The organism is Qipengyuania sp. B-5 (genome assembly GCF_056857815.1).
The window spans coordinates 65,199-85,961 of record NZ_JBSXNU010000053.1 but is presented as its reverse complement, the minus strand read 5'-3'; the positions used below and the strand labels follow the sequence as shown (position 1 = coordinate 85,961).

Genomic DNA, 20,763 nt, shown 5'->3' with positions numbered 1-20,763 from the left:
GGAAACTCACCCTACAAGCCGTGATCGCCACGCCACGATGGCCGCGAGGCCAACGAGCAATAGGACTTTAAATGCATCGTAATGTGATTTGTGAATTGAATTCACATTGTGATGTGATATATGGGCGGGTATGGATACGATCGAAAAAGTTCGCACCCTGGTCGGCAACGGGTTGATGACCCGGGCTGGCCTCGCACGTGCGGCAGGGCTTCACGCCAATACTTTGCGCGACTGTACGGATGATGGCTGGAACCCGACCACTGATACGCTCAACAAATTGGCCGCTTTTCTAGAGGCCAATGACGAAACGCCGGTCATAGTCGGTGCCGAGGAAATCATCGACGAGGCGCGCAACGGGCGGATGTTTATCCTTGTCGATGACGAAGACCGGGAGAACGAAGGCGATCTCATTATTCCGGCCCAGATGGCAACGCCCAATGCCATCAATTTCATGGCCACCTATGGCCGCGGGCTGATCTGCCTGTCGCTGGACAGCAAGCGCGTGAAGGCGCTTGGCCTCCAGCCCATGAGCCGCGACAACCGCGAAAGCATGCAGACCGCCTTCACCACTTCGATCGAGGCGAAGACGGGCGTGACGACCGGCATCAGTGCCGCGGATCGTTCGCGAACGGTGTCGGTCGCCATCGATCCTACCAAGGGTCCCGAGGACATCGTTACCCCGGGGCATGTCTTCCCGCTTACCGCACGCGACGGAGGCGTTCTGGTCCGCGCTGGACATACCGAAGCTGCAGTCGATATCTCGCGCCTTGCGGGGCTCAATCCATCGGGCGTGATCTGCGAGATCATGAAGGACGATGGTACGATGGCCCGGCTTGACGATCTCGTCGCCTTCGCGCGCAAGCATGACATGAAGATCGGGACGATCCGGGATCTGATCGAATACCGCATGCGGTACGATCATCTGGTAGAACGCATCGCCGAAGACAGCTTCGATTCCGATTACGGGGGAAGCTGGCGGATGCTGACCTACCGCAACAAGATCGACGGCAGCGAGAGCTATGTCCTGCAGAAGGGCGAGGTGCAGGAGGGAAAGCCCACCCTCACCCGTGTTCACCCGATCTCGATTTTCGACGACGTGCTCGGCAAGCCTGGTCCGCGCAAGCGCACACTCCAGCGCGCCATGCAGGCGATGGGCGAACATGGCTCGGGCGTCATCGTGATTATCACCGGCCGGCCCGCTTCGGGCTATGGCCAGAACGAATCCGAACGTAACGTGGGCATCGGATCGCAAATTCTTGCAGACCTGGGTGTGGAAGACATGATCCTGCTCAGCAATTCACAACCCAATGTCGTCGCGATCGAAGGCTATGGCCTGAACATCGTCGATCACATGCCCATTCCGGAGTAAGCCTTTGGCCAATTTCCTGATTGTCGAAGCCCGTTTCTACGACCATCTCAACGACCAGTTGATAGCAGGTGCGAAGTCCGCGCTGGAGGCCGAAGGGCATTCGGTAGAGGTCCTGACCGTCCCTGGCGCGCTGGAAATACCCGGCGCGATCTCTCTTGCTGCGGACAGCGGACGCTATGACGGCTTTGTCGCCATCGGCGTGGTGATCCGCGGCGACACCTACCACTTCGAGATCGTGGCTGGGGAAAGCGCACGCGGCATCATGGCACTGACGATGGACGGTATTGCGATCGGCAACGGCATCCTCACGGTCGAGAACGACGCGCAAGCTCTCGTTCGCGCCGATCCGAAGCAGAAGGACAAGGGCGGAGAAGCTGCCAAGGCTGCCCTCGCCCTGCTCGAACTGCGGAGCCGGTTCGCGAGCTAGGTCGAACCGAGGCCTGAATAAACAGCGGTTTTTGGAACACAATCACGCCGCGTCCGTCCTCGGCTCTATGCGAGACAGAAAATCATGAACGGGCCGCTGGAATGGATTGCTTCGATCGGCACGGTCGCGGCGGCCTCGATGATCGCCTTCGACCTGGGACGGCGGGCGACCGCCTGGGGCTTCATCCTGTTCTGTATCGTCTCGGCGCTCTGGATCTACATCGGTCTGACCGAGGACGCCATTCCGCTTGCCACGATGAACGGCGTCCTCCTGCTGATCAATGCCTGGGGGGTGTACCAGTACTGGCTACATCCCAAGAACCGGAAGGAAGATTGATGGTCAGCAGATGATCTTGCCGAAGCAATCTCGACCGGCATAGAGAGCGCTGTCACCCAGTTCTTCCTCGATACGGATGAGCTGGTTGTACTTCGCGAGCCGATCCGACCGTGCGAGGCTGCCGGTCTTGATCTGGCCGCAATTGGTGGCAACCGCCAGATCCGCAATCGTCGCATCCTCTGTTTCACCCGAGCGGTGCGACATGACGGCCGTGTAGCCCGCCCGGTTGGCGATGGTGACTGCGTCCAGTGTCTCGCTGAGCGTGCCGATCTGGTTGACCTTCACAAGCAGGGAATTGGCGAGGCCCTGGTCGATGCCTTCGCGCAGACGCTGCGGATTGGTGACGAACAAGTCGTCGCCGACGAGTTGGATGCTCTTGCCGATGCGATCGGTCAGCGCCTTCCAGCCCTCGAAATCGTCCTCGGCCATGCCGTCCTCGATCGAACGGATCGGATAATCACGGCAGAGCTTGTCGAGATATTCGGCCATTTCGGGCCCGTCGAGGGAGAGGTTCTCGCCCGAGATCTCGTATTTGCCGTCCTTAAAGAATTCGGTCGAGGCGCAGTCGAGCGCAAGTACCACGTCATCACCGGGCTTGAAGCCGGCCTGCTCGATCGACGCCATGATGAAATCGAGCGCGTCTCGGGTGCTCGCAAGATTCGGGGCGAAGCCACCTTCGTCACCGACCGAGGTCGCCAGCCCCTTTTCGCCCAGCTTCTTCTTGAGCGTGTGGAAAATCTCCGCCCCCCAACGAGCCGCTTCGGCGAAGCTGTCCGCCCCCACCGGCATGACCATGAATTCCTGGATGTCGATCGGGTTATCGGCATGTTCGCCGCCGTTGATGATGTTCATCATAGGAACCGGCAGGACATGCGCGGAAACACCGCCGATGTAGCTGTAGAGTGGCAGGCCGCGTGCGTTTGCCGCTGCCTTGGCGGTCGCCATGCTGACGCCGAGAATGCCGTTCGCGCCGAGACGCCCTTTGTTGTGCGTATCGTCGAGCGCGATCATCGAATGGTCGATGTCGCGCTGATCTTCGGCATCGAAATTGCCGACGAGAAGATCACGGATTTCGGTGTTCACCGCGTCGACTGCCTTGGTGACGCCCTTGCCGAGATAGCGGCCTTTGTCCCCGTCCCGCAGTTCGACCGCCTCATGCGCACCGGTCGATGCACCGGAAGGTACTGCCGCGCGGCCGAAGCTGCCGTCTTCCAGAAGTACATCGACTTCCACCGTCGGATTGCCCCGGCTGTCGAGAATTTCGCGAGCGTGGATATCGATAATTGCGGTCATTTCGGAACAGTCTCCGGCCTCTGGTGTTGTAATGGTGTAAAACACCCCCAAATCGGGGAATACGCGAAGCGCTCTATGCGCCGGAACACACCCGCGCAAGCCGCGTTGCACCATAGAAGACCGGGCGCTTTCCAGAGCCCGGATACGATCACGAATTGAGGGCTAGGACAGAAGCATGGCCGATACGACCGCAGGCGGAACGCCAAAGAAACGCAAAACTACCACCGCAAGTAAAACCAGCACCGCGAAGAAGCCGCGCAAGACCGTGGCCAAGAAGGGTGCAGCCAAGGAGATGACCCCCGTGACCAACACTGCCACGACACAGGAATCGAAGACCGGCGCGTCCAATCCGCACCGCGCCGAAGCCAAGAGCCGTTTCAACGCCGCCCTGGAAGAAGCAAAGGCCGGTGCCGCCGCGCTTAAAGCTGAGGGTCGCGAGCGTGCCGCTTCCTATCGCGGTCAAGCCAAGGACAAGAGCCAGGACTGGGTCAGCGAAGCCAAGACCTACGGCAAGGACGCCAAGGTCAAGGGGCGGGAGCTTGCCACCGAAGGCAAGGTCAAGACCAGCGAAGGCCTCCGTTCGCTCAGCCGCACGATCAATGAGAACGCGCATCAGGTCGACGAAAAGCTCGGCGCGAAATATGGTGAATATGCCCGCAGCGCGTCCACTGCGCTCGAGGACTATGCCGCCAAGCTCGACCAGAAGAGCGTCGACGATCTTGTCGAAGATAGCCGCGAATTTGTCCGCAAGAGCCCGGGAACCGCGATCGGCATCGCGGCCGTGGCCGGTTTCTTGCTCTCGCGCCTGTTTCGTCGCTGATCGCTCCGGAAACAGGGAGCGGGATGCTGGACGAAGAACCAAGGGACCGGGCGGGCTACGAAAGCCCGCTCGACACGCCTGACGAGCACGATGTTCATCACGAGGACGAGGCGCCACACGGCCCTTCCCTTGCCGATGATCTTCTTGCCCTGTTCGAAGATGGCAAGACCTACGCCGAGGCGGAGGTCGCCTATCAGAAGAGCCGTGCAGGCTATACCGCCAACCGGCTGAAAAGCGCCGTCGCCCTCGGCTTCGGCGCTTTCGGCGTGTTGCACCTTGCGCTGATCGCCCTCACCGTAGGTGTCGTTATCGCGTTGATGCCGCTGGTGGGTCCGTGGATCGCCACGGCCATTGTCTCGCTCACACTCATCGTGGTGGGCATCGTGTTATTGCGCATGCTCAAGAAGCGGATCGACGACATTCGCGCGGCTTTTTCGGATGAGGAAAAATGAGCGATCGCAAGATCCGCATGCTGGAAGACAAGTACCTCCGTGATTCCGCGCGGGCCCTTCTCGAAGCCGACATACAGCACCTCAAGACGGACCTTGTTCAGAAGAGCATCGGAACGCGGATCATCGACCGCGCCAAGGAAGGTGCGATCGATCTCTATGAAGAGGCGATCGATGTGGCGGAAGATAACAAAGGCGCCCTTGCGGCCCTGGTCGCCGCCATTGTGGTGTGGTTTGCCCGCAACCCTATCCTTTCGATCTTCGGATTTGGTCCCGAGGCCGAAGAAGAAGAAGAAGGCGACGGGTGGGACCTTCGGGACGAACCGGCGGAACACTTCGGTCGCTGAAACCGTTGGGTTAGCGAACACGAAATAATGAGGAAAATCATGGCAGACACCGCCGAAACCAACGTCACCCCGATCAGCGCCGACGGCAAGCTTACCGATCAGGAAAAGCGTGACCAGCTCCGCGCCCGTATTGAAGCAGGCGAGCAGCGGAACGAGGAACGCAGCTTGATGAACCAGGCGAAGGATGTCGCGGACAGTGCCGTCGATTTCGCCAAGCGGCACCCGGTGGCCACCATTGCCGGTGCAATCACCATAGGTCTCGTTATCGGTGCGATGACGCGCCGTGGACGCGATCTCGGCAGGCGCGGTGGTGCATTCGCGGCCTATGCAGCGGATACTGCCCTCGCCTACGGGCTTTCGATGCTGGAAGGAGCGGGCGACAAGATCGAAGACTTCGGCGATGCTGCCGGTACGCAGGCCCGCCGCCTCAAACGCGACACCGGATACCGTCTCGATTCCATGGGCGACAAACTGCGTTCAAGCAAGCGCCGGGCCGGTCGCAAGTCGTCGCGTGCCTATCGCGATCTGCGTGCGCGCCTGACGGACTAAACGCTTCCTAAACCAACTTGCAGTAGCGGCGTGACAGGGTTGCCTGTCGCGCCGCTTCCGCTATGGGCGTGGCCGTTATCTCCTCCCTTGAGAAAGAACGGACCAATGGAAGAAAAAGAGAGCAAACAGACGCTCTACCTGGTGATGGGCGGCCGGGTTACCGATCCGCGCAGCGTCACCTTCTCCGACCCGGAGAGCATTCATGTTGCGGGCGTTTACTCGAACTACGACGACGCCGAGGACGCCTGGCGCGGCAATGCCCAGCGCACCGTGGACGATGCCGAAATGAAGTACGTTATCGTCCACCTGCACAAGCTGCTCGATCCGGAAGCCTGAGGGTTCGGCAATGGGCTATTCGATCCGCTCGTTCGAAGAAGGCGATGCCGAAGCGCTCGCCGAGCTCGGACGCGCGGCCATCGGCGCAATCGGCCCGGACGCCTACAGCGAAGAGCAGGTCGAAGCCTGGCTGTCGAATTTCGCAGGTCCGGAAGTCTATCAGGCGCAGGCGGATGCCGGGACACAGATATTCATCGCCACGGACGACCACGAGGTCCCGGTCGCCTATGCCATGCTCGAGCAGACCGGCCACCTCGATCATCTCTACTGCCATCCCGACCATACCAACGAGGGCATCGCCTCGAGCCTGCTGGAAACGGCAGCGCTATATGCGAAGTACCACGGGATCACCCACCTCTTCACCGAAGCGAGCGAGATCGCGAAGCCGGCCTTCGAAAGCGCGGGCTATACGGCGATGAAGAAGCGCACCTTCGAGATCGAAGGCGTCGAGATCACGAACTGGGCGATGGTGAAGACCATCGAACCCGTAAACAGGGCCAAGAATACCGCTTGATCGGAAAGCGCAGCATGGTCGGCGGCGCTTCATATATGGATCAGACGAATTCGATCTTGTCGATCAGGTAGAACTTGTCCCCGCTCGGCACGGTGACTTCGACTTCTTCCTCGACCTGCTTGCCGATCAGTGCGCGAGCGATCGGCGAAGTGTAGCTGATCCGGCCCTTGCCAGCATCGGCTTCGGTCTGTCCGACGATCTGGTACTTCACCGGCTTGTCGTTCTCGTCGAGCAGCGTAACGGTCGCCCCGAAAACGACCTTGTCGCCGGAAAGCGTGGTCGGATCGATGATCTGCGCGCGGCTGATCTTGTCTTCCAGATCGCCGATCATCGCTTCGACCTGGCCTTGGCGTTCCTTGGCGGCGTGATATTCGGCGTTTTCCGAAAGATCGCCATGCGCACGCGCCTCCTCGATCGCATCGACGATCTTCGGCCGCTCGGCACGCAATGCCTTGAGATCGGCGGTCAGCTTTTCATAGCCCTCGGCCAGCATCGGCACTTTTTCCATGGGCTTCAATCCTTCCTGCTTTGCCTACCGATCCGGACAATTCGACCGTGCACCGCGAACTTGCGGTGCGTATCGTGACCGAATGTTTGGAGGGTACGCGTTTGTTTCTTGTCAGCTATAATAGTCTTGCAGGGAACGCACTTCAAGTTGCTCGGTCGAAACCTCCGCAATTGCCCGCGCTGCGGCCAGGCTGCCCGCCGCCGTCGTATAGTATGGCAGCTTCTTTTCGAGAGCGGCCTCGCGGATCGACTGACTGTCGAGCAGCGACTGCCAGCCTTCGGTCGAGTTGAAAATCAGCGCGACCTCTCCGTCGATAATCGCATCGACGATATGCGGACGACCTTCGGCTACCTTGTTGACGCGCTCCACTTCCAGGCCCTGTTCTGACAGGAACCGCTGGGTGCCTCCTGTCGCGATGACGCGGAAACCCTTCTCGATGATCGTCTTCACGGCGGGGAGGATGACCTCCTTGTCGCTGTCCTTCACCGAAACGAACACCGTTCCCTGCGTGGGCAGCTGCATTCCCGCACCGAGCTGCGACTTGTAGAACGCGGCCGGGAAGCTGCGGTCGATGCCCATCACTTCGCCGGTGGATTTCATCTCGGGCGAAAGCACTGGGTCAGAACCGGGGAAACGCGCGAAAGGAAAAACGGCTTCCTTCACCGCCATGTGGCCCGGCTTGAGGTCGAAGGGCTCGAAGCTGGACAGGGGCTCACCCGCCATCACGCGGGCAGCGATCTTGGCGATGGGCCGCCCGATGGCCTTGGCGACGAAGGGCACCGTGCGGCTCGCGCGCGGATTGACCTCGATCAGGTAAACCTCGCCATCCTTCACCGCGAACTGGACGTTCATCAGGCCGCGCACTTCCAGCGCTTCGGCGAGCGCAGTCGCCTGACGCTCCATCTCCTCGATGATTTCCGCAGGAAGGCTGTAGGGCGGCAAGGTACAGGCGCTGTCACCCGAATGGACACCCGCCTCCTCGATATGCTGCATGACGCCTGCTATGCGGACTTCATTGCCGTCGGCTACCACATCGACGTCGCATTCCACCGCGTCGCGCAGGTACTGGTCGACCAGCACTGGGCTGTCGCCCGAAACATTAACCGCGGTCGCGATGTAATCATCGAGCTGCGCTTCACTGTCGACGATTTCCATGGCTCGGCCACCAAGCACGTAACTCGGGCGAAGGAGAACAGGATAACCGATGCGCGAAGCGGCAGCCACCGCCTCGTCGCGGCTCTTTGCTATGCCATTGAGCGGCTGCTTGAGCTTCAACTGGTTGACTAGGCGGGCAAAGCGTTCGCGGTCTTCGGCGAGGTCGATCGCATCGGGACTGGTGCCGAGGATGGGGATCCCCTCGCGCTCCAGCGCGGCGGCCAGTTTCAGCGGGGTCTGCCCGCCGAACTGAACGATCACACCGACCACTTCGCCCTTGGACATTTCGACGCGCATGATCTCCAGCACGTCTTCCTCGGTCAGCGGTTCGAAATAGAGGCGGTCGGAAGTGTCGTAATCGGTGGAGACCGTTTCCGGGTTGCAGTTGACCATGATGGTCTCGAACCCGGCTTCTGCCAGCGCGAAGCAGGCGTGGACGCAGCAGTAATCGAATTCGATACCTTGCCCGATCCGGTTGGGACCGCCGCCGAGGATGACGATCTTCTTGGCGTCGCTCGGCTCGGCCTCGTCTTCGGGCTCACCGAAACTTGGGGCCTCGTAAGTCGAGTACATATAGGGCGTCACCGCTTCGAATTCGGCGGCGCAGCTGTCGATCCGCTTGTAGACCGGATAGACGCCGAGCTTGTGGCGCAGCTTGCGCACTTCCTGCTCCGAAGTCGCACCGGCCATGGCGCGAAGGGCATCGTGCAGCAGGCCCGAACGCCGCGCCTGCGTTTCGGCCATGCCGCCCGCAACACCGACCGAACGCACCGCCAGCGTGGCGAGGCGCTTGTCGGAAAAGCCCATTGCTTTCAGGCGGCGCATTTCCGCCTCGTCACGCGGAAGACCATTATGGCCCAGCATGTTCTCTTCGTAGATGATCGCTTCGATCTGGCGCAGGAACCACGGGTCGAAACCGGTGATTTGGGCCACTTCCTCGACGGTGAATTCCTCGCGGAAAGCCTGCGCGATCCGGAGGATGCGGTCGGGTGTGCGCTGGCTCAATGCAGCGGTGATCTTTTCCCGGCTGACGCCTTCGAGTTCTGGCACGCGGTTGAAGCCGTCGAGGCCGGTTTCGAGGCCGCGCAAGGCCTTCTGGACCGATTCCGCAAAACATCGGCCGATCGCCATCACCTCTCCGACCGATTTCATTGCGGTCGACAGCTCAGGCTTTGCCCCCTTGAATTTCTCGAAGGCGAAGCGCGGGATCTTGGTGACGACATAGTCGATCGTCGGCTCGAAACTGGCCGGAGTCGCGCCGGTGATCTCGTTCTGCACCTCGTCCAGCGTATAGCCTACCGCCAGCTTCGCAGCGACCCGCGCGATGGGGAAGCCGGTGGCCTTGGATGCCAGTGCGGAAGATCGCGAAACGCGCGGGTTCATCTCGATGACGATCAGGCGCCCGTCCTTCGGATTGACTGCGAACTGTACGTTCGAACCACCTGTTTCCACACCGATTTCACGCAGCACCTCGATGCTGGCGGTGCGCATGATCTGGTATTCCTTGTCGGTCAGCGTCAGCGCCGGCGCGACGGTTATGGAATCCCCCGTGTGCACGCCCATCGGATCGACGTTCTCGATCGAACAGATGATGATGCAATTGTCCTTGCGGTCGCGCACCACCTCCATCTCGTATTCCTTCCAGCCGAGGAGCGATTCCTCGATCAGGACTTCGGTGGTGGGCGAAGCGTCGAGACCTTCGCGCACGATCCGCTCGAACTCGGCCCGGTTGTAGGCAATGCCTCCCCCGGTCCCGCCAAGCGTGAAGCTGGGCCGGATGATGGCAGGCAGGCCGGTGCGTTCCAGCACGGCGTAAGCCTCGTCCACGGTCTTGGCCACGCCGCTGCGCGCGCTTTCGAGGCCGATCTTGTCCATTGCCTCGCGGAAGCGCTGGCGGTTCTCAGCCTTGTCGATGGCGTCCGCATCGGCGCCGATCATCTGGACCCCGTATTTCTCCAGCGTGCCGTCATGATAGAGCGCCAGCGCGCAGTTAAGCGCGGTCTGCCCGCCCATCGTCGGCAGCACCGCGTCGGGCCGCTCCTTGGCGATGATCTTAGCTACGATCTCGGGCGTGATCGGCTCGACATATGTTGCGTCGGCCATTTCCGGATCGGTCATGATCGTGGCGGGGTTGGAGTTGACCAGGATGACCCGGTAGCCCTCCTCCTTCAGCGCCTTGATCGCCTGCGTACCGGAATAGTCGAATTCGCAGGCCTGGCCGATGATGATCGGGCCAGCGCCGATGACGAGGATAGAGGAGATGTCAGTGCGTTTGGGCATTATGAAGAGCTTCCCAGCGTAGGAGGGGGAGGCGGCAGGTCATTTATCCAGTGCCACACGCTTGAAGGGAGAGAACCGCCCATGAAATGAGGAACGGCGTAAGTGAGTGTGAAAAAAGTCTCTCCGAAAAATTGCCGAAACTCGGGTGCCAGCTCCTGCACTCCGCGATGAGACTTAAAAATGTATGTACCCAAAAACGGCAGATACCACCTATCGATGTCACGGTGTGACTTCATAAAAATCTGTACTTGGCTATCGCTTGGGTTAGCCGCGAATGCATTGTAGGAAAGAACGTAGACAAAATTTGTCATTGCGCTTGCTCCCCCTGTCCAAGTCGGGGGTTTGCCACAGGAGTTTCGTCCATAATCGCTTCGATGATCGGCTCTTTTCCGTCGCGGTTTTGTCCCATCAAAGAGATAGCTGCCATGTTTTCTGTGTGTTCTTCCGTGGGAAGATTTTTGCCTTTCAATTCTTTATAAAACCACAGACCAAACGTCCCGAGGCCCACGAGCGAAATTATCGAGAGCAACCAAATTGCCATCCAACCTTCGACGACGAACAATGGTGCCGCACAAATTGCAAGAATAATTCCACACAACTTCGACCCTTCAGAGAGTGCGCTAGTTCGCTTTGTTGAAGTCTGACGAAGAATAGTTGGCAGATTCATCATACCAACATCCCCACAAACTTCTCGAACAGGTAGAAGCTATCCTGCGGCCCCGGCGATGCCTCGGGGTGATACTGCACCCCGAACGCCTTCTTGCCCTTGATGCTGATCCCGCAATTGGTGCCGTCGAATAGCGAGACGTGGGTCTGCTCCACACCGTCGGGCAAGGTTTCGCCGTCGACCGCGAAGCCGTGGTTCATGCTGGTGATCTCGACGAGGCCGGTGCTTTCGCCCCACCCTTCCCCGACCCGCTGGACGGGGTGGTTTGCGCCGCGGTGGCCCTGGAACATCTTGGCGGTTTTCGCCCCTACGGCAAGTCCGAGCATCTGGTGGCCGAGGCAGATACCGAATAGCGGCACGTCGCGCTCTAGCAGTCCCTTGATCACCGGCACGGCATATTCGCCTGTCGCCGCCGGATCCCCTGGACCGTTGGAAAGGAACACGCCGTCCGGTTCCAGCGCGAGAATGTCATCAAGGCTGGTGCGTGCCGGCACGACCGTGACCTTCGCGCCCGCTTTCACGAGGTTGCGGAAGATATTGTCCTTCGCGCCATAATCGATCGCCACCACATGTGGTTTTGCATTGTCGGCTTCTGCATAGCCGGTGCCGAGCTGCCAGTAGCCGCCCTTCCAGTCTTCGTGCGTATCGCGGGTCACGCCGGGCACGAGGTCGAGCCCTTCCAGGCCGCTCCATTCGGCGGCCTGCTTCTTGAGCGCCTTCATGTCGAACTGGCCGCGCGGATTATGTGCGATTACGGCGTTGGGTGCGCCCTGAATGCGGATGCGCCGGGTCAGCGCCCGCGTGTCCACGCCGGACAGGCCGATCTTGCCGTGCCGCACGCACCACTCCACGAATTCGTCGCGGGCACGGAAATTCGAATGGCGGGTCACGTCCTGCCGCACGACGAGGCCGACTGCGCCCAGCCCGCGGCTCTCCACGTCTTCCTCGTTCGCGCCGACATTGCCGATATGCGGGAAGGTGAAGGTGACGATCTGGCTGTCGTAGGAGGGATCGGTCATCACCTCCTGGTATCCGGTCATCGCGGTATTGAAGCAGACTTCGCCCACCGCGCTGCCGGACGCGCCGAAGCCCTTGCCCCAGATGCAGGTGCCATCTGCCAGAACGAGGACTCCCGTCGCATCTTTGGGTTGCGCGTGCGAAAATGCGGACAGGGCCATGGGCGCTCCGGGTAAGGGGTTTCCAGCGATGTGTGCTAAGTCCCAGCCGCTAGGGCCAGCGACGAGTCCCGTCAAGCGCCGCTTTATGACCTTGCCCGGCGGAACACTTGGCTTTCCGCGACCTTCCATTAAATGAAGGGCGAAACATCCACAGTTTAAACAAGAAGAGACAAAATGCTCCGCGAACAGATCCAGTCCGAAACAGTCACCGCCATGAAGGCCAAGGAAAAGGAGCGCACCGCGGCGCTCCGCCTCATCGGGGCGAAGATCAAGGACCGCGATATCGAGCTGCGGACTTCGGACAAGAAGCCGGGTGATGACGAGCTGGTCACCGATGTGCTGATGAAGATGGCCAAGCAGCGCCGCGAATCGATCGAGATGTATGAAAGCGGCGGCCGCCAGGAACTGGCGGACAAGGAGAAGGCCGAACTCGCCGTCATCGAGGAATTCCTGCCCAAGCAGATGAGCGAAGACGAAACCCGCGCCGCCATCGCGCAGATCAAGGCCGATACCGGTGCGGAAGGTATGAAAGACATGGGCAAGGTCATGGCCGAACTGAAAGCGCGCCACGGCGCCACCCTGGATATGAGCAAGGCGAGCGGGCTGGTGAAGGAGGCCCTGTCTTGAGGAAGCTGCTACTGATCGCGCCGCTTGCCCTTGCGGCCTGTTCCCAGAGCGAACCCGAGCCTGCACCCACCCCGACGCCCACGGTCGCCCAGCCCCGTACGCTGGCCGCGGCCGACCTCGACCTGTCCACGCTCGGTGCGAAAATCGTCGGGCCTCAGGGCCCTGAGGTGGAAACCGTATTGAGCGCCGGAAATCGTGAAATCGGCAAGATGGTGAGCTTCGTCGCCTGTCCCGAGAGCACCGAGGAATGCAAGCCGGGCGAAATGCCCGAAGGCACCATCTACACCTATGTCCACCGCGTGACGCTTATCGATATAGAGGAACCCGAAGCGGAGCCGACCGAAGGGCCCGAGGTGGTCGAAAGCCCGCCTACTCTCTTTCGAACTACGGAGAGAGCCCACGGCTTCAACCGCGCAGTCGGCTATTCGAATGCCGAGGCGATGGCAGCGCTCGGCAGTGAGGATGCGATTTCCATCACCAGCGATGATGGACGCATCATCTGGCGTGTGACGCAGGGCAGTTGGGAGCCGGGTTCGTCGCTGACGTTCTGGTGGCAATCCACCCTGCCCCCTGCGGGTCCCGCCGATGCCTATCTGCTGGAGGTCGATGGCAATCAGGCGGTCGCCAAGGGCCCCTTCCCCGCCGAAGAAAAACCGGCAGGGGCACCGCGCGCGAACTAGCGATTGGCAGCCCGCCGTTGTAGGGAAAGGGCATGGCCCTCTCACCCCAATGGCTGGACGAATTGCGCATGCGGACGACGCTGTCCGCTGTGATCGGCCGCACGGTCAGGCTGACCAAGGCGGGGCGCGAGTTCAAAGCCTGCTGCCCCTTCCACAACGAGAAGACGCCCAGCTTTTACGTCAACGACGAAAAGGGATTCTACCACTGCTTCGGCTGCGAGGCACATGGCGACGCAATCCGCTGGCTGACCGACCAGCGCGGCATGCCCTTCATGGATGCGGTAAAGGAACTGGCCGCCGAAGCCGGGATGGAAGTTCCGGCACCCGACCCGCGATCTGCGGAAAGGGCGGAAAAGCGGGCGAGCCTGCATGATGTCACATCCGCGGCGCAGCAGTGGTTCGTCGATCGACTCTCCTCATCCGAAGGCGCCGAGGCGCGGACCTATCTGAAGAACCGGGGCTTTTCCGACAGAGTGGTGCGCGAATTCGGCTTCGGCTTCGCACCGTCCGACCGGCAGGCTCTCAAGAACGCCCTGCCCTTCGATGAATCCATGCTCGTCGAAGCGGGGATGCGGATCGAGGTCGAGGGCAAGGATCCCTACGACCGTTTCAGGGACCGCCTGATGCTGCCCATCCAGGACACGCGCGGCCGGGTGATCGCATTCGGCGGACGCATCCTGGATGCGGAGGCGCATGGGCCGAAATATCTCAACAGCCCCGACACGCCGCTCTTCGACAAGGGACGCACGCTCTACAATCTGCACCGCGCCGCGCCTGCCGCCCGTCAGAGCGGACGTATCGTGGTCGTTGAAGGCTATATGGACGCTATCGCGCTCGCGAATGCCGGTATCGCGGAAGCCGTCGCGCCACTCGGCACGGCGCTGACCGAGCACCAGATCGAGCTTCTCTGGCGCCAGGTGGAACGGCCGATTCTGTGCTTCGACGGCGATAACGCCGGGCAACGCGCAGCCATGCGCGCAATCGGACGCGTGCTTCCGATGCTTCGTCCGGGCCATTCGCTCGCCATCGTGCGCATGCCCGCAGGCAAGGACCCGGACGATCTCCTGCGCGAGAGGGGCACCGCCGCAATGGAGGAACTTCTCGCCAATCCCGAAAGCCTGCTCGATACGCTTTGGGCCTTCGAGCGCGATGCCATGCCGCTCAATTCTCCCGAAGAGAAAGCCGGGCTCAAGGAGCGCCTGCTGAACCATGTCGACGCAATCCAGCACCCCGATATCAAGGCGCTCTACAAGCGCGAACTGCTCGAGCGATTCTCCAATTTCGCCTTTCCGCCCCGCCCTCCCCGGGAATTCAAGCCGCGTGGACAATGGCAAGGCGGTTTCAAACCGCCCCCGCCCCGCCTTTCCCCCGAGACTGCTGCCCGGCTGAAACACGCCATGTCGGGCGGTTCGCGTGACACCCTTTCAAGCGCTGTAATCCACGGACTTTTGCGCCATCCCGGCGAGATCGCCCGGCACGAAGCGGCCCTTTCGCGCTTCGCCGCGCGTGACCGAAATGTCGGCCCTGCGATAGATTCCTTACTTGCCGCTGCGGAAATGCTTGATTCGCACGCCCAATCGCCCATATCGCTGCCAGAAGGCCTACCCGCCCCACCGGCAAACACCCGTTTCGCTTTTCTAGATAAAGGCACCGACCCGGTTAATGCGCGCGAGGATCTGGCTGAAGCCGTGTCGTTGCTGGTCGAAAGGCCGGCGCTCGAAGCTGCGCTCGCAGAGGCGACTGCGCGATTCGAAACCGACCCCGAAGGAGCTTTCGCCGAACAACAGCGTTTGTTGAAGCGGAAGCTGGAATTCGAGGCGCGACTCGGACACATGGCAAGTCGAAGGGCCGCTTCGTCGGCCACCAAGGATAGAGACAGCGCGCAGGGTACAGAACCTGCGGGCGGTGCATAGAACGGACCGATTGCAGTTTATGGCCACCAAATCGAAGTCTGGCGACAAGGACGACGCTCCCCTCATCGATCTCAATGAAGCGTCGATCAAGAAGCTCATCACCAAGGCGAAGAAAAAGGGCTACGTCACCTATGACGAGCTCAACGATGCCCTGCCGCAGGGCGAGATGAGTTCCGACCAGATCGAGGACATCCAGTCCGCCTTGTCCGAAATGGGCGTGCAGATCGTCGAGAACGACGAGGATGCCGAACAGGAAGACGAGATCGAGGAAATTGCGCCCGCACCTTCCTCCGCGAAGGAGAAGGAAACCAAGAAGGCCGCGCCGAAAAAGCTCGCCGCCGGCGAACGGACAGACGATCCGGTCCGCATGTATCTGCGCGAAATGGGCGCGGTGGAACTGCTCAGCCGCGAGGGCGAAATCGCCATCGCCAAGCGGATCGAAGCCGGCCGCGACATGATGATCATGGGCCTGTGCCAGAGCCCGATCACGTTCCACGCCATCATCCAGTGGTCCGAAGCGCTCAACAACGAGGAAATGCAACTGCGCGAGATCCTCGATCTTGATGCCATGCTTTCCAAGGAGCCACCGGCAGACAAGCTGGCAGAAGGCGCGGAGGACGATGACGACGACGGCGAGATTTCGGAAGAAACCGCCGGTCCGACCATCCGCGACGATGACGAGGAGGAGGATGACGATTCCGATTCCGAGAGCGAAGACGGCGAGGAAGGTTCGTCCAAGTCAGACGACGATGACGACGAGGACAACACCATGTCGCTCGCCCAGATGGAAGCGGCGCTCAAGCCCGATGCCATCGAACGCTTCGCGCGGATCAAGGACCTGTTCGGTAAATTCGAGAAGCTCCAGGCCGAGCGCGTCGATGTGCTGGGCCGCGGCGATGCTTTCCCGCCCGCCAAGGAAAAGAAGTACGAAGCGCTTTCCGACCAGTTGACCGCAGAAGTCGAAAGCGTCCAGTTCCATGCGACCAAGATCGAATTCCTGGTCGACAATCTTTACGCCTTCAACCGCCGCCTGACCGCACTCGGCGGCCAGATGCTGCGCCTGGCCGAGCGTCACAAGGTCAAGCGCGTCGATTTCCTCGATGCCTATATCGGTAACGAACTCGACGACAACTGGATGGACGACCGCGTCAAGAAGGACAAGAAGTGGGCTGCCTTCGCCGATAAGGAAGCCGACGCGATCGACCGTATCCGCACCGAGATTTCGGATATCGCCAGCGCCACCGGCATGGCCCTGCCCGAATTCCGCCGCATCGTGAACATGGTCCAGAAGGGCGAGCGCGAGGCGCGTATCGCCAAGAAGGAAATGGTCGAGGCGAACCTGCGCCTCGTGATTTCGATTGCAAAGAAATACACCAATCGCGGGTTGCAATTCCTCGACCTGATCCAAGAAGGCAACATCGGGTTGATGAAGGCGGTCGACAAGTTCGAATACCGCCGCGGCTACAAGTTCAGCACCTATGCGACCTGGTGGATCAGGCAGGCGATCACCCGCTCGATCGCCGACCAGGCGCGCACGATCCGCATCCCGGTCCACATGATCGAGACGATCAACAAGCTGGTACGCTGCTCGCGCCAGTTCCTGCATGATCAAGGCCGCGAACCCACGCCCGAAGAGATGGCGGAGAAACTCTCCATGCCGCTCGAAAAGGTTCGCAAGGTGATGAAGATCGCCAAGGAGCCAATCAGCCTCGAAACCCCGATCGGCGACGAGGAAGACAGCCACCTCGGCGATTTCATTGAGGACAAGAACGCAATCATCCCGGTCGATGCCGCTATCCAGGCAAACCTCAAGGAAACGGTCACCCGGGTCCTGGCCAGCCTCACCCCGCGCGAAGAACGCGTGCTGCGCATGCGTTTCGGCATCGGGATGAACACGGACCACACCCTCGAAGAGGTGGGCCAGCAGTTCTCGGTCACGCGCGAACGTATCCGTCAGATCGAGGCCAAGGCCCTGCGCAAGCTCAAGCATCCCAGCCGCAGCCGCAAGATGCGCAGCTTCCTCGATCAATAGTAGGACTGCACCGTCAGGACGATTTGTGACCGAAGTGTCACACTGCGCCGACCTGCTTATCAAAAGACAGGAACGGTATTCTCTCCCGCGCTTTCCTCACTGCATGTGGTTGGGCGAATTGAGCGAAGGCTTTGTGGCAGACCGCAAAGCCTCGCCAGACTGGTGCCGGGAATGAATATCGACTTCCAGAAAGTGCTTGCCCATTCCCCCAACCCCTATGTCATCCTCGATCCATCGCTGAACATACTTTGGGCCAACAATGCCTATCTGAGGGTGACGGGCAGGAATTTGGGCGAAATCGAAGGCAGGGGCATGTTCGAAGCCTTCCCCAGCGAAGGCGAGAGCTATCGCCAGTTGAAGTCGTCGTTCGAGAGAGTTCTCACAACCGGCGAACCGGACGAGATCGCTCATATCCCTTACCAGATACCGAATGCAGAAGGCGGTTTCGACACGCATGTGTGGAGCGCGACCCATACGCCCTTTCTCGACGGTGAAGGGAACGTCGAATACGTTCTCCAACACACCGTTAAGATCACGGGTATGGATCAGTCCGGCTCCGAGCGGGATGCTGCCGGGGTGGCACGCCGTGCCGAGGCGGTCGAACAGCGATATCAGGGTGCGACAAAACAGCTCGAACGCTTCCGCGCGCTCCTTGAACAGGCACCGGGCTTCGTGGCGGTGGTCAGCGGCCGGAGCCATCGGTTCATCATGGCGAATGCCGCATATCGCCAGTTGGTCGGTCAGCGCGACCTCGTCGGCAAGACCGTGGCAGAGGCCCTGCCCGAAGTTATCGACCAAGGCTTCGTCACCCTGCTCGACAAGGTCCACGAGAATGATCGGCCCTACTTCGGCAAGAGGGAAAGGGTCCTGCTCAAGACCGGAGACAATGACGAGCTGGAAGCACGCTTCCTCGAGTTCATCTACCAGCCGATCCATGGGGCGGAAGGCTTTCGGGGGATTCTGGTGCAGGGCCACGACGTCACCGAAGAGGTCGCCTTCGAAGAGCACCAGCGGGTTCTCATCAATGAACTGAATCATCGGGTAAAGAACACCCTGGCGGTCGTTCAGAGCCTTGCGCACCAATCATTCCGTGACAACGGAGGTTCGCACGGCCTGAAAGTATTCACGGATCGTATCGCAGCTCTGGCGAGCGCGCATAATCTTCTTACCGAACGAAGCTGGGAATCCGCCGATTTGCGAACGATCGTCGAAGGCTCGCTCGAAGCGGCTGCAGGTTTCGATTCCGCACGCTATTCGCTCGATGGCCCATCCGTCGTGCTCGCCCCTCAGGCGGCTGTTGCACTTTCCATGATCGTTCATGAACTGAGTACCAATGCCTTGAAATACGGGGCGCTTTCAAATGACGAGGGATTCGTCGATATCACCTGGAACACCGAGAATACGGGTAAGGAAAAATCCTTGATTATCGACTGGCAGGAGCATGGCGGTCCCGTTGTCGACGAACCGAGCAGGAGTGGCTTCGGTACGAGGCTGATCAAGCGAGGGCTCGGAAGCCCTCAGAGCCGCACGAGTATCGATTATCGCGACACCGGTCTTCACTGCCGTATCGAGGGTAGAATATGAATCTGTCCGACAAGCATGTCCTGATCCTGGAAGACGAACCGATCATCGCTTTCGCTCTTGAAGATATGTTGATCGACCAAGGTGCAACTGTAGTGGTCGCCAGTTCGTTGAGCGAGGCGACGGAAACTCTCTCGCATGAGAATTACGATTTCGCGATTCTCGACGTGAACCTACATGGAGAGAAGAGTTATCCTCTCGCCTATCAACTGAAAGACAAGGGAATCCCCTTTGTTTTCGCAACCGGCTATGGCGATGCGGAACACCCGGAAGACTTCGCCCAGGTTCCCACGCTGACCAAGCCATATTCGCTGGTGCAGATAGTGCAGACCGCAGACGAAATTTCCGGTAGGAATTGACGCGAATGAAAAGCGGTCTCCCCTCACGGGATAGACCTCTGCAAGTTGGTCAGTTTCTCTTCAGGTACCGAACAGCTTCCTGAATCGGCATCGGCTTCGCGTAGAGATACCCCTGCCCGTATTCGACACCCAGATCCTGCAGAACGGTCGCCTCGGCAGGACACTCGATGCCCTCGGCAATGAGTTTCGATCCTATCGCTTCGGCGAAACGAACCATTGCTCCCACTAGCGCGCGTCGGGCCACATCTTCATGGATATCGCGCGTCAGGCTCATATCCAGTTTCAGCAGGCCCGGTGAAAGATCGACCAAATGTCGCAATCCGGCATATCCCGACCCGACATCATCGATCGCGATGCGGGCGTAGCGGGAGATCGGCTCGAGAGCCTCGCGCAATGCTGCAAAATCGCTGACCTGCTGATGCTCGGTTACCTCGACGACGATGTTTCTTGGACCTGCGCTTTCAAGAATGGCCTCTAGCGCGCCGGACATTATCGCTTCAGGCGACGCATTGACCGAGACGTAGAAATCGGACGGGATCAGATCGGCACTGGCAAGCGCGCACTGAATTGCGAGCAACTCGAGCTCCACTCCTCGCCCGATCTCCGCAGCCTCGTCGAACCACTTGTCGGGGCTGCGTATCATCGCGTCGGGAAAACGAGCGAGGCACTCCACCCCTACCGGCTTTCCCGCCCCGATCGAATGAATCGGTTGCTGGACGATCTGCATCCCGCTGCTCTCGATCAGCCCGCTGATCCGTGCGTCCAGCCTGCTCAGGCGCTGGTCCTTTTCCAGATTGTCCTCGATCTGCTCGACTGCCAGGGCGGCGAAGGCTCGAAGCACATCGACATCGCGCTGCGTCATGCTCCGGTCGGGATTTCGGCTCAGGCAGCAGAAGCTTCCGTATAGCGTGCCATCGGACAAGCGCAGCGGCGTATTGAGGTGGCAACCTACCGGCAGGAATTCGGTGATCGCCATGGTGCCGGTAAAGGGATGGTCCGCCGGATCCTGTATCAGCTCGGGCAGCCGCCCCTCCGCGATATGCCAGCAATAACTGTTTTCGCGCGGATCGCGGAAGCCCGGCCCCATCGGCAAATCAAGATCGGAATCGACATGCGTCAGTTCCTTCTCGTTATTTTCGACATAGCGCGAAACGAAGGCGATCTCGGTACCTAGATGCACACGAACGGCGTGCAGGATCCTGTCGATCGACGAATTCTGGAGCGGTTCGACCGAGAGTCTCGATGCCGCGGCGGGCACCAGCATTGAAGGAGCGAGCATCGTCATACCTATGGCCCTAATCGCAATTTATTAAGGAATTTGACCAAGTTCTGCGTCCGGCGGC

21 protein-coding genes are annotated in these 20,763 nt (G+C 60.3%); 15 read left to right on the top strand and 6 right to left on the bottom strand.

The genetic code is table 11. The features are described from left to right. The first annotated feature begins 130 nt into the window (after positions 1-130). From ribB to AC13CE_RS12700, 3 genes are all read left to right on the top strand, one after another. Positions 131-1,369 carry a 3,4-dihydroxy-2-butanone-4-phosphate synthase gene (ribB, locus tag AC13CE_RS12710; protein ID WP_482972640.1) on the top strand — a complete coding sequence of 413 codons (1,239 nt, stop codon included), beginning with the start codon at positions 131-133 and terminating at the stop codon, positions 1,367-1,369. A gap of 4 nt (positions 1,370-1,373) precedes the next feature. Beyond that, a complete protein-coding gene (gene ribH, locus AC13CE_RS12705) occupies positions 1,374-1,796 on the top strand; it encodes a 6,7-dimethyl-8-ribityllumazine synthase (protein ID WP_221538824.1) in 423 nt (140 codons plus the stop codon). 84 nt (positions 1,797-1,880) lie between these two features. Then, a complete protein-coding gene (locus AC13CE_RS12700; RefSeq protein WP_221538822.1) occupies positions 1,881-2,132 on the top strand; it encodes a hypothetical protein in 252 nt (83 codons plus the stop codon). A 3-nt stretch (positions 2,133-2,135) separates the two neighbouring features. On the opposite strand, the gene eno is transcribed toward AC13CE_RS12700, so the two are convergent. Next, complete coding sequence (eno, locus tag AC13CE_RS12695; protein ID WP_221538821.1) at positions 2,136-3,425, bottom strand: phosphopyruvate hydratase; 1,290 nt, start codon at positions 3,423-3,425, stop codon at positions 2,136-2,138. A gap of 175 nt (positions 3,426-3,600) precedes the next feature. On the opposite strand from eno, the gene AC13CE_RS12690 reads away from it, so the two are divergent. The 6 genes from AC13CE_RS12690 (at position 3,601) to AC13CE_RS12665 (ending at position 6,440) form a co-directional block, all read left to right on the top strand. After that, positions 3,601-4,245 carry a DUF883 C-terminal domain-containing protein gene (locus tag AC13CE_RS12690; RefSeq protein WP_221538820.1) on the top strand — a complete coding sequence of 215 codons (645 nt, stop codon included), beginning with the start codon at positions 3,601-3,603 and terminating at the stop codon, positions 4,243-4,245. 23 nt (positions 4,246-4,268) lie between these two features. After that, on the top strand, positions 4,269-4,697 hold the full coding sequence (locus AC13CE_RS12685) for a phage holin family protein (RefSeq protein WP_221538819.1): 429 nt from the start codon (positions 4,269-4,271) through the stop codon (positions 4,695-4,697). Further along, a complete protein-coding gene (locus tag AC13CE_RS12680; RefSeq protein ID WP_221538818.1) occupies positions 4,694-5,041 on the top strand; it encodes a hypothetical protein in 348 nt (115 codons plus the stop codon). Before AC13CE_RS12685 ends, AC13CE_RS12680 begins: the two co-directional genes overlap by 4 nt. 39 nt (positions 5,042-5,080) lie before the next feature. Beyond that, complete coding sequence (locus tag AC13CE_RS12675) at positions 5,081-5,590, top strand: hypothetical protein (protein WP_221538816.1); 510 nt, start codon at positions 5,081-5,083, stop codon at positions 5,588-5,590. Positions 5,591-5,695: 105 nt separating this feature from the next. Next, the gene (locus tag AC13CE_RS12670) at positions 5,696-5,926 is read left to right on the top strand and encodes a DUF4170 domain-containing protein (protein ID WP_473822090.1); all 231 of its coding nucleotides are present in this window, start codon (positions 5,696-5,698) and stop codon (positions 5,924-5,926) included. Between the two features lie 10 nt (positions 5,927-5,936). After that, positions 5,937-6,440: a GNAT family N-acetyltransferase gene (locus AC13CE_RS12665; protein WP_221538798.1), complete on the top strand. Its 504-nt coding sequence runs from the start codon at positions 5,937-5,939 to the stop codon at positions 6,438-6,440. Between the two features lie 40 nt (positions 6,441-6,480). Here AC13CE_RS12665 and greA read toward each other — a convergent pair whose 3' ends face one another. From greA to carA, 4 genes are all read right to left on the bottom strand, one after another. Then, the gene (gene greA / locus AC13CE_RS12660) at positions 6,481-6,948 is read right to left on the bottom strand and encodes a transcription elongation factor GreA (protein ID WP_425594516.1); all 468 of its coding nucleotides are present in this window, start codon (positions 6,946-6,948) and stop codon (positions 6,481-6,483) included. Between the two features lie 111 nt (positions 6,949-7,059). Further along, positions 7,060-10,383, bottom strand: coding sequence for a carbamoyl-phosphate synthase large subunit (gene carB, locus AC13CE_RS12655; protein WP_221538795.1), 3,324 nt, complete (start codon positions 10,381-10,383; stop codon positions 7,060-7,062). Positions 10,384-10,690: 307 nt separating this feature from the next. Continuing rightward, entirely contained in the window at positions 10,691-11,053 is a 363-nt protein-coding gene (locus tag AC13CE_RS12650; protein WP_221538793.1) for a hypothetical protein, read from the bottom strand. Continuing rightward, positions 11,050-12,228: a glutamine-hydrolyzing carbamoyl-phosphate synthase small subunit gene (carA, locus tag AC13CE_RS12645; RefSeq protein WP_221538792.1), complete on the bottom strand. Its 1,179-nt coding sequence runs from the start codon at positions 12,226-12,228 to the stop codon at positions 11,050-11,052. Before carA ends, AC13CE_RS12650 begins: the two co-directional genes overlap by 4 nt. Before the next feature lie 174 nt (positions 12,229-12,402). Here carA and AC13CE_RS12640 point away from each other — a divergent pair, with 174 nt between their 5' ends. From AC13CE_RS12640 to AC13CE_RS12615, 6 genes are all read left to right on the top strand, one after another. Then, the gene (locus tag AC13CE_RS12640) at positions 12,403-12,855 is read left to right on the top strand and encodes a GatB/YqeY domain-containing protein (RefSeq protein ID WP_221538789.1); all 453 of its coding nucleotides are present in this window, start codon (positions 12,403-12,405) and stop codon (positions 12,853-12,855) included. Next, positions 12,852-13,535, top strand: coding sequence for a hypothetical protein (locus tag AC13CE_RS12635; protein ID WP_221538787.1), 684 nt, complete (start codon positions 12,852-12,854; stop codon positions 13,533-13,535). Before AC13CE_RS12640 ends, AC13CE_RS12635 begins: the two co-directional genes overlap by 4 nt. 32 nt (positions 13,536-13,567) lie before the next feature. Beyond that, positions 13,568-15,448 carry a DNA primase gene (gene dnaG / locus AC13CE_RS12630; RefSeq protein WP_221538785.1) on the top strand — a complete coding sequence of 627 codons (1,881 nt, stop codon included), beginning with the start codon at positions 13,568-13,570 and terminating at the stop codon, positions 15,446-15,448. Positions 15,449-15,467: 19 nt separating this feature from the next. Then, positions 15,468-17,480: an RNA polymerase sigma factor RpoD gene (gene rpoD / locus AC13CE_RS12625; protein ID WP_221538783.1), complete on the top strand. Its 2,013-nt coding sequence runs from the start codon at positions 15,468-15,470 to the stop codon at positions 17,478-17,480. 171 nt (positions 17,481-17,651) lie between these two features. Next, complete coding sequence (locus tag AC13CE_RS12620) at positions 17,652-19,064, top strand: PAS domain-containing protein (protein WP_221538781.1); 1,413 nt, start codon at positions 17,652-17,654, stop codon at positions 19,062-19,064. Beyond that, positions 19,061-19,420, top strand: a complete 360-nt coding sequence (locus AC13CE_RS12615) for a response regulator (RefSeq protein WP_221538779.1) — start codon at positions 19,061-19,063, stop codon at positions 19,418-19,420. Before AC13CE_RS12620 ends, AC13CE_RS12615 begins: the two co-directional genes overlap by 4 nt. A gap of 49 nt (positions 19,421-19,469) precedes the next feature. On the opposite strand, the gene AC13CE_RS12610 is transcribed toward AC13CE_RS12615, so the two are convergent. Beyond that, entirely contained in the window at positions 19,470-20,705 is a 1,236-nt protein-coding gene (locus AC13CE_RS12610) for a sensor domain-containing phosphodiesterase (RefSeq protein ID WP_221538777.1), read from the bottom strand. Positions 20,706-20,763: the final 58 nt, after the last annotated feature.